Source organism: Silanimonas sp., assembly GCF_027531545.1.
Lineage (GTDB): Bacteria > Pseudomonadota > Gammaproteobacteria > Xanthomonadales > Xanthomonadaceae > Silanimonas.
The window spans coordinates 71,184-83,862 of sequence record NZ_JAPZSC010000004.1 but is presented as its reverse complement, the minus strand read 5'-3'; the positions used below and the strand labels follow the sequence as shown (position 1 = coordinate 83,862).

General features: G+C 70.8%; 12 protein-coding genes and 1 riboswitch. Of the genes, 8 read left to right on the top strand and 4 right to left on the bottom strand.

Translation table 11 applies throughout. The features are described 5' to 3' along the window. Positions 1–29 precede the first annotated feature (29 nt). Entirely contained in the window at positions 30–1,319 is a 1,290-nt protein-coding gene (locus O9280_RS04060) for a GTP-binding protein (protein ID WP_298339213.1), read from the bottom strand. Between the two features lie 67 nt (positions 1,320–1,386). Between O9280_RS04060 and O9280_RS04055 the strand changes: the two genes are divergently transcribed. From O9280_RS04055 to O9280_RS04030, 6 genes are all read left to right on the top strand, one after another. After that, positions 1,387–1,593, top strand: coding sequence for a hypothetical protein (locus O9280_RS04055; RefSeq protein WP_298339114.1), 207 nt, complete (start codon positions 1,387–1,389; stop codon positions 1,591–1,593). 19 nt (positions 1,594–1,612) lie between these two features. Next, positions 1,613–2,200 (top strand): DUF1826 domain-containing protein, encoded by a 588-nt coding sequence (locus O9280_RS04050; RefSeq protein WP_298339111.1) that lies wholly within the window; start codon positions 1,613–1,615, stop codon positions 2,198–2,200. Beyond that, the gene (locus O9280_RS04045; RefSeq protein WP_298339109.1) at positions 2,197–3,027 is read left to right on the top strand and encodes a ZIP family metal transporter; all 831 of its coding nucleotides are present in this window, start codon (positions 2,197–2,199) and stop codon (positions 3,025–3,027) included. Before O9280_RS04050 ends, O9280_RS04045 begins: the two co-directional genes overlap by 4 nt. A 49-nt stretch (positions 3,028–3,076) precedes the next feature. Then, a complete protein-coding gene (locus O9280_RS04040; RefSeq protein ID WP_298339106.1) occupies positions 3,077–4,069 on the top strand; it encodes an alpha/beta hydrolase in 993 nt (330 codons plus the stop codon). 68 nt (positions 4,070–4,137) lie between these two features. Then, a riboswitch (cobalamin riboswitch) is annotated at positions 4,138–4,347 on the top strand. Between the two features lie 166 nt (positions 4,348–4,513). Then, entirely contained in the window at positions 4,514–6,835 is a 2,322-nt protein-coding gene (locus tag O9280_RS04035) for a ribonucleoside-diphosphate reductase subunit alpha (RefSeq protein WP_298339210.1), read from the top strand. A gap of 8 nt (positions 6,836–6,843) precedes the next feature. Further along, on the top strand, positions 6,844–7,851 hold the full coding sequence (locus O9280_RS04030; protein ID WP_298339103.1) for a ribonucleotide-diphosphate reductase subunit beta: 1,008 nt from the start codon (positions 6,844–6,846) through the stop codon (positions 7,849–7,851). A 27-nt stretch (positions 7,852–7,878) separates the two neighbouring features. Here the strand turns inward: O9280_RS04030 and O9280_RS04025 are convergent, their stop codons facing one another. Beyond that, positions 7,879–8,013 (bottom strand): hypothetical protein, encoded by a 135-nt coding sequence (locus O9280_RS04025; protein ID WP_298339100.1) that lies wholly within the window; start codon positions 8,011–8,013, stop codon positions 7,879–7,881. 173 nt (positions 8,014–8,186) lie between these two features. Between O9280_RS04025 and O9280_RS04020 the strand changes: the two genes are divergently transcribed. Both O9280_RS04020 and O9280_RS04015 read left to right on the top strand, forming a co-directional pair. Beyond that, on the top strand, positions 8,187–10,310 hold the full coding sequence (locus O9280_RS04020) for a TonB-dependent receptor (RefSeq protein ID WP_298339097.1): 2,124 nt from the start codon (positions 8,187–8,189) through the stop codon (positions 10,308–10,310). A 35-nt stretch (positions 10,311–10,345) separates the two neighbouring features. Continuing rightward, entirely contained in the window at positions 10,346–11,638 is a 1,293-nt protein-coding gene (locus O9280_RS04015) for a sialidase family protein (protein ID WP_298339094.1), read from the top strand. A gap of 52 nt (positions 11,639–11,690) precedes the next feature. Here O9280_RS04015 and O9280_RS04010 read toward each other — a convergent pair whose 3' ends face one another. Then, a complete protein-coding gene (locus O9280_RS04010) occupies positions 11,691–12,146 on the bottom strand; it encodes a hypothetical protein (protein ID WP_298339091.1) in 456 nt (151 codons plus the stop codon). Positions 12,147–12,157: 11 nt separating this feature from the next. Then, positions 12,158–12,586 (bottom strand): hypothetical protein, encoded by a 429-nt coding sequence (locus O9280_RS04005; RefSeq protein ID WP_298339088.1) that lies wholly within the window; start codon positions 12,584–12,586, stop codon positions 12,158–12,160. Positions 12,587–12,679 lie beyond the last annotated feature (93 nt).

The following is a 12,679-nucleotide window of genomic DNA, read 5'->3' as shown; positions in this document are numbered from 1 at the left end:
GAGCGAGGAGCGGACGACGCGCGACGCGCTCAGTCCTCCGCGCCGCCCATCCGCCAGCGCGGGAAGGGGTCGGGCAGGCCTTGCCAGCCGGCGGGTCCAAGGCGCATCTCGCGGGGGTTAAGCAGGCAGCCGTCGAGTTCTTCGCGAACACGCTGTTCGTCGAGGCCCACGCCGATCACGGCGAGTTCCTGGCGGCGGTCGCCCCAGGCCGGGTCCCAGAGCCGCTTCATCGCGGCGTATTCGTTTTCGTCGTGGACGAGGTGTGCCTCCGGCAGCGGCGCGGTGACGCGCTCGCCGGTGCGAAGGCGCTCGCCGACGCGGCGCTGGTCGACGCGGTCGCGCGCGGCGAACCAGAAGCCCGCGGCTTCGTGCTGGGTGGCGCCGCCGACGGTGGAGAGTTCGCCCACCCAGTCCATCCGCGTGGCCAGCCAGAAGAAGCCCTTGCTGCGGATCACGCCGCCGAGGCCTTCGTTGATCAGGCGGAAGAAGCGCTGCGGGTGGAAGGGCCGGCGCGCGCGGTAGACGAAGCTGGTGATGCCGTATTCTTCGGTCTCCGGCGTGTGTTCGCCGCGCAGCTCCTTCATCCAGCCGGGGGCCAGCTGGGCCTTCACGAAGTCGAAGCGGCCGGTGCCGAGCACGCGGTCGAGGGCCACGGCCGAGTGCGTGGTCTCGACGATCTCGGCGTCGCGGTTCAGGGCGCGGATCACCTGCTTCACCTGCTGCGTCGTCTCGGCGCCGGCGCGGTCGGTCTTGTTGACGAGGATGACGTCGGCGAACTCGACCTGTTCGGCCAACAGGTTCACGAGCCCGCGCTGGTCGTCGGGGCCGGCCACCATGCCGCGGTCGGCGAGGCGGTCCGGCGAGCAGAAATCGCGGGTGAAGGTCTCAGCGTCGACCACGGTCACCATGGTGTCGAGGCGCGCCACGTCCGAGAGCGCGAAGCCGTCTTCGCCGCGCACCGCGAAGGTGGCCGCGACCGGCATCGGTTCGCCGATGCCGGTGGATTCGATCAGCAGGTAGTCGAAGCGGTTCTCGGCGGCGAGGCGCTTCACTTCGTCGCGCAGGTCGTCGCGCAGCGTGCAGCAGATGCAGCCGTTGCTGAACTCGACCAGCTTCTCCTCGGTGCGCGAGAGCTCGGCGCCGCCGTCGCGGACCAGCTGGGCGTCGATGTTCACCTCGCTCATGTCGTTGACGATCACGGCGACGCGCTTGCCCTCGCGGTTGCGGAGCACGTGGTTGAGCAGGGTGGTCTTGCCGGCGCCGAGGAAGCCGGAGAGGACGGTGACGGGGAGGCGGGGATCCATGGGCGTGGATGCGATGTTATAAAGTAACATCCTACCATGCCTTCGGGGCCGTGCCCCGATGCCCATTCGACCCAGAGCCCCAATGATCCCCAGCACCTATGCCGACTGGCGCCGCTGCATCGAGCACGATTGCGGCCTTCCGTTGACGCGCGACTTCATCGCGGCGCGGCTCGCCGACTTGCGCGATCCGGCGTCGCACCACACCGAGCAGTTCGTCCGCCACTACGGTGGCGAGCACCATGTTCGGGTTCTGGAGTGGTTCGAGCGGGCCGAACGCGATGCCCGCTGACGGCGGGCGGACTGCGGACGTGGCGTTCGGCGATAGCGCCGCGGTGCTGCGCCGCTTTGCGTCCGAGCCGATCGCCTCGGCGGTCTGGCGTCGCTCTCTCGCGCCGGATGTGGACGCCGAGGTGCAAACGCTCCGCCCGGGCCCTGCCGTCCGCGTGGTGGTGCCGGTGGACGAGCTTCGCACCGACGTGGCCGTTCTGGCCGCCCTCGACGGTTGGGCGCATCCGTTCCCGCAGGCGCTGGCGCGCGATCTCCGGCAACTGCTGGCCTTGCATGCGCTGCTGCGCCCCGGCGTGGGCCGCCGCCTTCGCATCGAGCGTCTCGTCGACGACGGCTGCCGGCGATTCCATGCCGACCATGTCGCATCGCGCTTGATTTGCACCTACGCCGGCGCGGGAACGGAGTGCCTGCCCGGGTCGGCGATCGACCCGCATCGCACGGCGGACGGCAGCAATGACCACGTGCTCGACCCGGAGGCGGTATGGCGCTGCGCGAACGGCTGGGTGTTGCTGATGCGGGGAACGCTCGGCAGCGGCCCCGCGCAGTTCCATCGCTCGCCGCCGCGCGACCCGGAAGGCCCGCGCCTTCTGGTGGCGATCGACGGATGAGCGTCGGCCTCGACGGGTGGGGATGGTGGGGGGCGACGCTTGTCGGCTGTGCCCTCGTGGCTTCGATGGCGCTGGTTGGGCCCTTGGTGCTGCGCAACCCGGGCCAACGGCAGCGTTGGATCCCGCCACTGCTCGCGCTGGCGATCGGCGTGCTGGCGGGGGACGCCCTGCTGCACCTGATCCCGCATGCCGTCGATGCCCTGGGCCTCGCGCAAACCCTCGTCCTCGCCGGTTCGGGTTTCGGGCTGTTCGCCACCCTGCGTCGGCTGCTTCCGCCCGGGCATCGTCGCGGCAACACGGCGGCGCTCTCGCTCGGTGGCGACGCCCTGCACAACCTCGGCGACGGCGCGCTGATCGCGCTGGCGTTCGCGACTTCGCCGGTACTCGGTATCGCGACCGTCGTCGCCATCCTCGCTCACGAACTGCCGCAGGAACTCGGCGACTACGCGATCCTCGTCGATGCCGGCTACAGCCCGCGCGAGGCCGCGCAGGCGAACCTCGGCAGCGCGGCCAGCGTGTTCGTTGGTGCCTTGGCCGGCCTCGTGGCCGGACCGGCGGCTGAGCCCGCGTTGCAGTGGCTGTCGCCCGTCGCGGCCGGTGGCTTCCTCTACCTCGCACTGTTCGCCCTGTTGCCGGGGCTGCGCCGCCATCCCGCCCGAGGGGCGCGCTGGTGGCGCCTGCGCGCGTTGCCGGTGGCCTTGGGCCTGGGCGCGATGGCCGGCCTCGCCGTGGCGGAAACGCGCGCGGGCCTCGACCATGGCCATGTGCACGGCATCGATGCGCCCGCCGAAGCACCGCGCAACTTCGCGCCTTGGCCACGCGGCTGAGGGAGGTCCTCGCTAGAGTGCGGGGGTCGCCCCCTTGCCGAGGTTCACGATGCTGCGTCGATGGCTGCGCCGCTTGTTGAAGGGATTCGCCGTGCTCGCGCTCGTGGTGCTGGTCGCCGCGGGTGGCCTCGTGACCTGGGCCTGGGCGCCGGACCAGCCGGCCGAGGCGCTGATGGCGCGATGGGGCGCGCCGCCTTCGCGCATCGAGCCCATCCTCGGCCTGCCACTGCACCTGCGCGATGAGGGCCCGCGCGACGATCCGACGCCGATCGTCCTGCTGCATGGCACCGGGGACTCGCTGCACACCTGGCAGGGCTGGACCGAAGCGCTCGCACCGACGCGCCGCGTGATCCGCTACGACTTGCCCGGCTTCGGCTTGACGGGCCCGGACCCGGACCACGATTACTCGATGAAGCGGCAGGTCGAGCTGCTGATGGCCGTGCTGGATCGCCTCGGTGTCGAGCGCGCCGTCGTGGGCGGCAACTCCTACGGCGGCGGCATCGCCTGGAAGGCCGCGCTGGCGCACCCGGAGCGCGTCGTCGGCCTCGTGCTGGTGGATGCCTCGGGCCCGCCGGCCCCCGACACGGCGGCCTCGGCCGCCACCGCGCCACGCTCGGTGCCGATCGGCTTCCGCCTGGCGAGGATGTCCTGGGCGGCCCCGGTGCTGGAACGCGTGCTGCCGCGGTCGGTGATCGAATCCAGCCTCCGCAACGTCTACGGCGATCCGTTGAAGGTGACGCCCGAGCTTGTCGACCGCTACTTCGACCTCGCCACGCGCGAAGGCAATCGCGCGGCCCTGATGTCGCGCTTCGGTGGTCGTCGCGAACCGGCCAGTACCAAGCCGGTGTCGGCGATCACGCAGCCCACGCTGATCCTCTGGGGCGCGCGCGACCGCCTCATCCCGCTCGCGGCGGGCGAGCGCTTCCACGCCGCCATCCCGGGCAGCGAAATCTTGGTGTTCGACGACCTCGGCCACGTGCCGCAGGAAGAAGACCCGGCGCGCACGGTGGCGGCGGTGCAGGCCTTCCTCGCGCGACGCTGATCCGGCTCGTCGACTCGCCTCGACACCGATCGCGCACAAGATCTTGTGTTGACGGGCGCGGTGCACCCCCATAGGCTGGGGTCGTCGGTTCCCGGGTTCGCGCCCGGGATGAAAAGGGAACCCGGTGCGATTCCGGGGCTGCCCCGCAGCGGTATGTGGAAACGACCGCCGTCAATGCACTGGGGGACTCATCGCCCGGGAAGCGACGGCCAGTAGGTGGACGGTGGCCCCGTCCGTGTCCGCGAGCCCGAAGACCTGCCGACCCGCCGCGCGATGCACAACGCGCGGCGCTGCTCGTCGCGCCCGAGGGAGGCGTGGCGGCCCGTGCTCCATGACGGAGAACCACCGATGAGCACCTCCACCGCGACGGCGACCGCCGTCGATGGCGAGCGCCTGCGCGCCGCCGAAACCTTCGACCTTCGCCCGCCCCACCACGCCCCGGCGATGACCGTCACCAAGCGCGACGGTCGCCGCGAACCCGTTGATCTCAGCAAGATCGTCCGCGCAATCCAGCGCTGCGCCGAGGGCTTGCACGCCATCGACCCGATGCGCGTCGCGACACGCACGATCTCGGGCCTGTACGACGGCGCCACCACCCGCGAGCTCGACGAGCTGTCGATCCGAACCGCGGCCCTGCTGACGGCCGAGGAGCCCGAGTACGGACGTCTCGCCGCGCGCCTGCTGGCGGCGGTGATCGAGAAGGAAGTGGCGGGGCAGGGCATCCACGCCTTCTCGCAGAGCGTGCAGCGCGGCGCCGAGCTTGGCCTGGTCAACGAGCGCCTCTTGGGCTTCGTGCAGGCCAACGCGCGGAAGCTGAACGATGCGGCCGACCGCACGCACGACGCGCGCTTCGATTATTTCGGCCTGCGCACGGTCTACGACCGCTACCTGTTGCGCCACCCGGAGACGCGGCTCGTCATCGAGACGCCGCAGCAGTTCTTCCTGCGCATCGCCGCGGCACTGGCGACGTCCATCGGCGAGGCGATCGACCTCTACGAGCGCATGGCGCGCCTCGAATACCTGCCCAGTTCGCCCACCCTGTTCAATAGCGGCACGCGCCACGAGCAGCTGTCGAGCTGCTTCCTGCTCGACTCGCCTGAGGACTCGCTGGAGGGCATCTACAAGGCATATACCGACGTCGCGCGGCTGTCGAAGTTTGCCGGCGGCATCGGCCTGTCGTTCACGCGCATCCGCTCGCGCGGCGCGCTGATCCGCGGCACCAACGGCCTCTCGAACGGCATCGTTGCCTGGCTGAAGACGCTGGACGCCTCGGTGGCGGCGGTGAACCAGGGCGGCAAGCGCAAGGGCGCGGCCTGCGTGTACCTCGAGACCTGGCACGCCGACCTCGAGGAGTTCCTCGAACTCCGCGACAACACCGGCGACGAGGCCCGGCGCACGCACAACCTCAACCTCGCGCACTGGGTGCCCGACCTGTTCATGCGCCGCGTCGAGGCCGACCTGCACTGGTCGCTGTTCAACCCCAGCGACGTGCCCGAACTCACCGACCTCCACGGGGCGGACTTCGAACTCGCCTATCAGGGCGCCGAAGCGCGTGGCCTCGCCCGCAAGCAGGTGCGGGCCCGCGATCTCTACGCGCGGATGATGCGCACGCTGGCCCAGACCGGGAACGGCTGGATGAACTTCAAGGACCGCGCCAACGCCACCTGCAACCAGACGGCGCGCGCCGGCAACGTGGTGCATCTGTCGAACCTGTGCACGGAGATCCTCGAGGTGACCTCGGGCGCACATACGGCGGTGTGCAACCTCGGTTCGATCAACCTCGCCCAGCACCTCGGCGAGGACGGCGTCGACTTCGAGCGCCTCGGCGAGACCGCGCGCGCGGCGGTGCGCCAGCTCGACCGTGTCATCGATCTCAACTTCTACCCGATCCCCGAGGCCGCGGCCTCGAACGCCCGCTGGCGCCCGGTGGGCCTTGGCCTGATGGGCCTGCAGGACGTGTTCTTCGCCTTGCGCCTGCCGTTCGACAGCGCGGAGGCGAAGGCGCTCTCGACGCGGATCAGCGCCGAGATCTACTTCCATGCGCTGTCGGCCAGCTGCGAACTCGCTGAAGCCCGGGGCGCGCATCCCGCGTTCGCCGAGACGCATGCCGCCGACGGCCGCCTGCAGTTCGACCTCTGGGGCGTGACACCGCCAGACGAGCCGCGCTGGGACGCGCTAAAGGCGCGCATCGCCCGCCACGGCCTGCGCAACTCGCTGCTGGTGGCGATCGCGCCGACGGCGACGATCGCTTCGATCGCCGGCTGCTACGAGTGCATCGAGCCGCAGGTCAGCAACCTGTTCAAGCGCGAGACGCTGTCCGGCGATTTCCTGCAGGTGAACCGCCATCTCGTCGAGGAGCTGAAGCGCCTCGGCCTGTGGACGCCCGAGGTACGCGACCGCATAAAGCAGGCGGAAGGCTCCATCGCCGGGATCACCGAGATCCCGGAAACCCTGCGCCAGATCTACCGCACCGCGTGGGAGCTGCCCATGCGCGCGCTGATCGACCTGCAGGCCGCGCGCGGCCCGTACATCGACCAGAGCGCCTCGCTGAACCTGTTCATGGAGAGCCCGAGCATCGGCGCGCTGAGCTCGATGTACATGTACGCGTGGAAGCAGGGCATCAAGACCACCTACTACCTGCGTTCCCGCCCGGCCACGAAGATCGCCAAGACCACCGTCGCGGCCCGCGCTGCCGCCGCGCCCGACGACACCGCGGCCGTCGTGTGCTCGCTCGAGAACCCCGGAAGCTGCGAGGCCTGCCAGTGAACGCCGCCATGACCCCGAAACTCCTCGACCCCGGCTTCGACCTGACCCTGCGGCCGATGCGCTACCCGCAGTTCTTCGCGATGTACCGCGACGCCATCCGCAACACGTGGACGGTGGAAGAGGTCGACTTCGCGCCCGACGTGCAGGACCTCGCCACCAAGCTTGGGGCCGCGGAGCGCCACCTGATCCAGCGCCTCGTGGCCTTCTTCGCCACCGGCGATTCAATCGTGGCGAACAACCTCGTGCTGAACCTCTACAAGCACATCAACGCGCCGGAGGCGCGCATGTACCTGTCGCGCCAGCTCTACGAGGAGGCGCTGCACGTGCAGTTCTACCTGACGCTGCTCGACGCCTACCTGCCCGACCCGGCGGAGCGGACGAAGGCCTTCGCCGCCGTGGAGAACATCCCCAGCATCCAGGCCAAGGCGGCGTTCTGCTTCCGCTGGATCGATGCGATCCAGTCGCTGGAACGCCTCGGCACGCCGGCCGATCGCCGGCGCTTCCTGCTCAACCTCGCCTGCTTCGCCGCCTGCATCGAAGGCTTGTTCTTCTTCGCCGCCTTCGCCTACGTCTACTACCTGCGCTCGCGCGGCCTGCTGCACGGCCTCGCCTCGGGCACCAACTGGGTGTTCCGCGACGAGAGCGCGCACATGGCCTTCGCCATGGAGGTGTTGCGTACGGCGCGCGAGGAGGAGCCGGCCCTGTGCGATGCCGAGTGGGCCGCCGACGTCGACCGCATGCTCGACGAGGCCGTGGCGGTCGAACTGGCCTTCGCCGAAGACGTGCTGGCCGGCGGCATGGCCGGGCTGTCGCTGAAGGACATGCGCGAGTACCTCGACTACGTCGCCGACCAGCGCCGCGTGCAGCTCGGCCTGAAGGCCAAGACCGGGGCGCGGAATCCGTTCCCCTTCATGGACCTTCAGGACGTGCAGGAGCTGACCAACTTCTTCGAGCGGCGGGTCAGCGCCTACCAGGTCGGCGTGGAGGGCGAAGTGGCCTTCGACGAAGCGTTCTGAGGGAGGCCGCCGCCGAACGCGCAACGCTCAAAGTTTGAGATCGCGCCTCGGCGGCGTCGGTGGCGCCTCGTCCCGCAGCAGCCATCCCCGCCGGAAGCCGCGCGACAGCCAGACGAGCACGGCGATCCAGGCGACGACGATCAGGGCGGTGAAGGCGAGCAAGGGCCAAAGCATGGGGCGGGGTGTGCGGGGGCGGGGCTGCCTACTCTCCGCTTCGGCACATCCCGGCCATGTGACCGAGGGGTGCGGGTCGCCTGCCTGCGACAAACGGTCGCATCGCCGCAGCCGGCGCGCTTCGCCATCATTCGCGGCCTCGTTTCCGTCCCGATCCCTCCATGCGCGCTCCTCTCCCCCTTGCCATCGCCCTGGCGCTTGCAGCGCCGAACGTCCACGCCGCCACCGCGCCGCTGCCGTCCCCGTCGACATCGCAGGACGCCACCCGCCTCGACGCCGTCGAAGTCACCGCCTCCGCGCCGACGCGGCTGGAGCGGCGCGCCAGGGCCGGCTCGCGCCTCGACCTCGCGGTTGGCGAAATGCCGGCCTCGGTCGACGTGATCGACCAGGACGCGTTGCGCCAGCGCCTCGAGAGCACGACGGTCGAAGCGCTCGACAACGCGCCGGGCGTGGTCGGCTACTACAGCTTCGGCACCCTCAACGTCAGCGGCCGCGGCTTCGCCGGCGTGTTCAATAGCCCGGTGCTGTTCGACGGCATCCGCTATCCGGGCTGGCAGATCGCGCCGCGCAGCACGCTGAACTACGCGCAGGTCGAAGTGCTGCGCGGTCCGGCGGGTTTGGCCGCGGGGCAGGGCGCGGTGGGTGGCGCGATCAACCTCGTGCCGCAGCGCGCCGACGGCGTGGACGACACGCGCGCCTACGCCGGCTTCGGCCGCTACGGCACGTGGACGCTGGGCGCGGGCCTCGGCGGCGCGATCGGCAACGACGCCGTGCGCTACCGCGTCGATGCGACCTACCAAGCCTCGGACGAGCGCGGCTCCTACGGCTATGCGCAGGACACCTCCTTCCTGTTCCGCCACGTCACGGCCGAAGTCGCCGTGCCGCTGGGCGAGACGCTGCTGGCCAGCCTCGCCATCGACCGCTGGCGCGACGATGCGGAGGGCTACTTCGGTACGCCGCTGGTGGACGGCCGCTTCGACGAGCGCCTGCGCGAGGCCAACTTCAACATCGTCGACGACGTCCTCGACATGGATGCCCGCTGGACGCGCGCCCGTCTGGAGTGGACGCCCTCCCGCGCCTTCCGCGGCCGCGTCGTGGCCTTCCACAACGATGAGCTGCGTCGCTGGCGCAACACCGAGGCCTACACTTACCAGCCCGCCACCGCCACGGTGCGCCGGGCGGACTACCTCGCCACCACGCACGACCAAGCCCTGCGCGGCGCGCTGGCCGAAGGCGCGTGGACGCACTCGTTGTTCGGCCTGCCGCACCAGCTCGCGTTCGGCGTGCAGACCGACCGCAACGACCACGACCGCGCCAGCAACAGCCCTTTCCGTTTCACCGATGTGGTGCCGCTGTTCCCGTCGAGCCGCGGCGCCTTCGTCAACCTCGACCCCTTCCTGCCGCGCACCGCGACTGACATCGCGCAGCGCGCCGGCTGGCTGGAAAGCCGCCTCGACGTCGCGCCGGGCTGGCGCGTGATCAGCGGCTGGCGCCACGACCGCACCGAGGTCGAATCGCTGAACGTCGTTTCCGGCGTGCGCTTCGACCGCCGCTACGTCAGCAACGGCGCGCGCCTCGGCGTCACCCGCGCGCTGGGCGCGGACGGCATGGTCTACGCCAGCTGGGCCAGCGGCTCGGAGCCGCCGGCGCAGATCACCACGCTGGGGCTGGCCAATGCGCGCTTCGACCTGACCGACGCCCGCCAGTGGGAGCTGGGCCTGAAGCAGCGCCTGGGCCGCGGTGACTGGACGCTGGCGTTCTACGACATCGAGCGCACGAACATCCTGTCGCGCGACCCCGCCGACCCGAACCTGTTCCAGCAGATCGGCGCGCAGGGCGCGCGCGGCCTCGAGGTGTCGGTGCGCCTGCCGCTCGCCGAGGCCTGGACCCTGGAAGGCAGCGCCGCCGTGCTCGATGCCGCCTTCGGACGCTTCGACGAGCGCGTGGGCACGGGTCTGGTGAGCCGTCGCGGCAACGTGCCGGTGAACGTGCCGGAGCGCCTCGCCACCACGTGGCTGCGTTGGCAGGCGACGGACGCCTTCAGCGTTGCCGCCGGCCTGCGTGCCGTCGGTCGCCGCCCGGCGAACACCGCCAACACGCAGTGGCTCGCTGGCTACGCCACGCTGGACCTCAATGCGAACTGGCGCACGGGCTGGGGCGACGTCGGCCTGCGCGTCCGCAACGTGGCCGACAAGGCCTACGCCACCACCGCCTACAATGCCGGCAACCAGGTGATGGTCGGAGAGCCGCGATGGTTCGAGGTGGTGTGGCAGCGTCGCTTCTGAGCCGGGCCCGGCGTCCCAGGCACGCGAGCGGCCTCGTGGTCCTCGCGTCGCTGGCGGCACTGGCCGGCTGCGGCGCCGCGCCCGGCGAGCCTTCGGCATCGTCCATGCCGAACGCCGTGGCCGCGCCAATGCTCGACGTGCAGCGCGTGGCCTTCGAGCTGGATCGTCCTGCGGCGCAGCCGAGCGTCGTCGCCGATCCGGCGGGGGCGCGCTTCGTGCTGATCTGGCAGGAGCGCGACGCCGAAGGCTGTGCGGTGCTGCGCACGGCCGTGCTGCCCGCGGGTGGCGACGTCGGCGAGCCGCGCGATGTCGCCCGCGGCTGCGACTGGTTCGTCAACTGGGCGGATTTCCCCTCCGTCGTGGTCGCCGACAACGGCGACTGGTGGACCTACTACCTGCAGAAGACCGGCGCATCGACCTACGCCTACGACATCCGGCTCGTCCGCTCCGAGGACGAAGGCCGTACGTGGAGCGCGCCCATCACCCCGCACGACGACCGCACGCCCACCGAGCACGGCTTCGTCTCGATGGTGCCGATGGGCGGCGACCGCGTGTTGCTGGCGTGGCTCGACGGGCGTAACACCCTGCCGCCGGCGCCGGCGGCAGGGCACGACGCGCATGGCGCCGCGAGCGGCGGCCACGCCCATGCGGAAGGCCCGATGAGCCTGCGCTCGGCCGAGATCGGCCGGGATTTCGTGCTGCGCCATGAACAGGAGGTCGATGGGCGGGTCTGTTCCTGCTGCCCGACCGACCTCGTGCGCCGCGACGACGAGGCCATGCTGGTGTACCGCGATCGCAGCGAGGACGAAATCCGCGACGTGCACGCGGCGCACTACCGCGACGGGCGCTGGCGCCTCGAGGGCGCGGTCCGCACCGACGGTTGGCGCATCGAGGCCTGCCCGGTCAACGGCCCGGCGCTTGCAGCCAGTGGCGACGCGGTGGTCTCGGTCTGGCCGACGATGGCCAGCGGCCCCCTCGAAGTGAAAGCGGCGGCGATCAGCGGCACGATGGGTGCGCGCGTGCTCGAGGGCGGCGACGGGGTGCTTGGCCGCCCCGATCTTGCCTCGTGGGGCGACACGGCGTGGCTCGCGGTCTGGCTGGGGGCCGGCGCCGAGCGGGCCACCGCCCTCCGTGCGGCCGTGCTCGATGCTGACCTGCAGCCAACCGTGACGCGCGACCTCGCCCTGCTGCCGCCCGGCCGCGGTACCGGCATGCCGCGCGTGGCCAGCCTCGGCCGCGAAGCCATCGTCGTCTGGACCGAACCCAAGGGCGCGGAAGGCCCCGACGCTCGCGTCGGCACCGTGCAGGTGCGTCGACTCCGTCACTGACGGCGACATGCGGTCGCATGGGCGGCCCATCATCGACGAAGCGTTCTGAGCCTCAACCCTGTCGTGCTCCGGGTCTGTGGCGGCGCACCTGTGCCAAGTGGACGCCTGCCGCATCACGCTCGAATCCGCGCAGCACGGCATGGAAGACGAGCGCCCCAGCGAGGCCATGCGATCCCAGGACGAGCATCGGCAGGAGGGCCTCGGGTTCGTGGAGCGACAGGTCGTCGCCCCAAAGGACGCCCCCGCTGGCCGGCAGGGCCGCGGCGATGAAGCCGATCATCGCCAGCCAGCGCCCGCGTCGATGGGCGCCTTGGAGGATCAGGCCCGACGGAAGCCCGATCAGCAGCACGAACGGTGTCGCGACGAGGGCGGTCAACAGGGCGATCCCAGCCACGTCGGAAAGGGGCGGCATCGAGCCGCCCCCCAGCAGGCTGGGCACGCTAAGCCAAACGAACAACCACAGCGGCTGCACGGCGATCGCGGTGAGCGTGGCGAGAGCGAACTTCATGGCCGACATCCTCAGCGCGGAATCGCCGGCGGCTCGTTCGCTTCGGGGCCGTAGTCGGCGATCCAGCCGCGGATCGTCCGGCCCATGCGGGCGATCATCAGCATGTTGAAGAAGTGCATGCCGCCGAGCACCAGCAGGGTCACGCCGATGCGCACGCCGAGTTCGCCCACCAGCTGGTCCGCGGCCGGCGTCCAGTTCCCCAGGCGCAGGCAGATGAAGCCGAGGTTCACCAGGTAGAAGCCGATGACGAGCAGCCGGTTGGTCGAGCGGGCCAGGTCTTCGTCGTGGCCGAAGCAGCGCACAAGGAAGGTCTCGCCAGTACCCGAAAGCACCCGTGCCACCCAGACGGTGAGGGCGATCGAGATCAGCAGGTAGAGGCCGTAGACGGCGTGGACGAGCAGCACGTCTTCGGCGGTCGGGACGGGGGTGGTGGCGTACATGGCGGGTCTCCGCAGTGGGTTCGACGCCACGATGGCGTCGCCCCGCGGGGCCCGCTTCCGGAATGATCGCCGCGGAACAGGTCGCGGCCTCAG

Coding starts and splice junctions, on each gene's coding strand:
- O9280_RS04020 (WP_298339097.1), top strand. CDS start 8,187: ATGCGCGCTCCTCTCCCCCTTGCCATCGCCCTGGCGCTTGCAGCGCCG.
- O9280_RS04035 (WP_298339210.1), top strand. CDS start 4,514: ATGACCGTCACCAAGCGCGACGGTCGCCGCGAACCCGTTGATCTCAGC.
- O9280_RS04055 (WP_298339114.1), top strand. CDS start 1,387: ATGATCCCCAGCACCTATGCCGACTGGCGCCGCTGCATCGAGCACGAT.
- O9280_RS04045 (WP_298339109.1), top strand. CDS start 2,197: ATGAGCGTCGGCCTCGACGGGTGGGGATGGTGGGGGGCGACGCTTGTC.
- O9280_RS04005 (WP_298339088.1), bottom strand. CDS start 12,586: ATGTACGCCACCACCCCCGTCCCGACCGCCGAAGACGTGCTGCTCGTC.
- O9280_RS04040 (WP_298339106.1), top strand. CDS start 3,077: ATGCTGCGTCGATGGCTGCGCCGCTTGTTGAAGGGATTCGCCGTGCTC.
- O9280_RS04010 (WP_298339091.1), bottom strand. CDS start 12,146: ATGAAGTTCGCTCTCGCCACGCTCACCGCGATCGCCGTGCAGCCGCTG.
- O9280_RS04030 (WP_298339103.1), top strand. CDS start 6,844: ATGACCCCGAAACTCCTCGACCCCGGCTTCGACCTGACCCTGCGGCCG.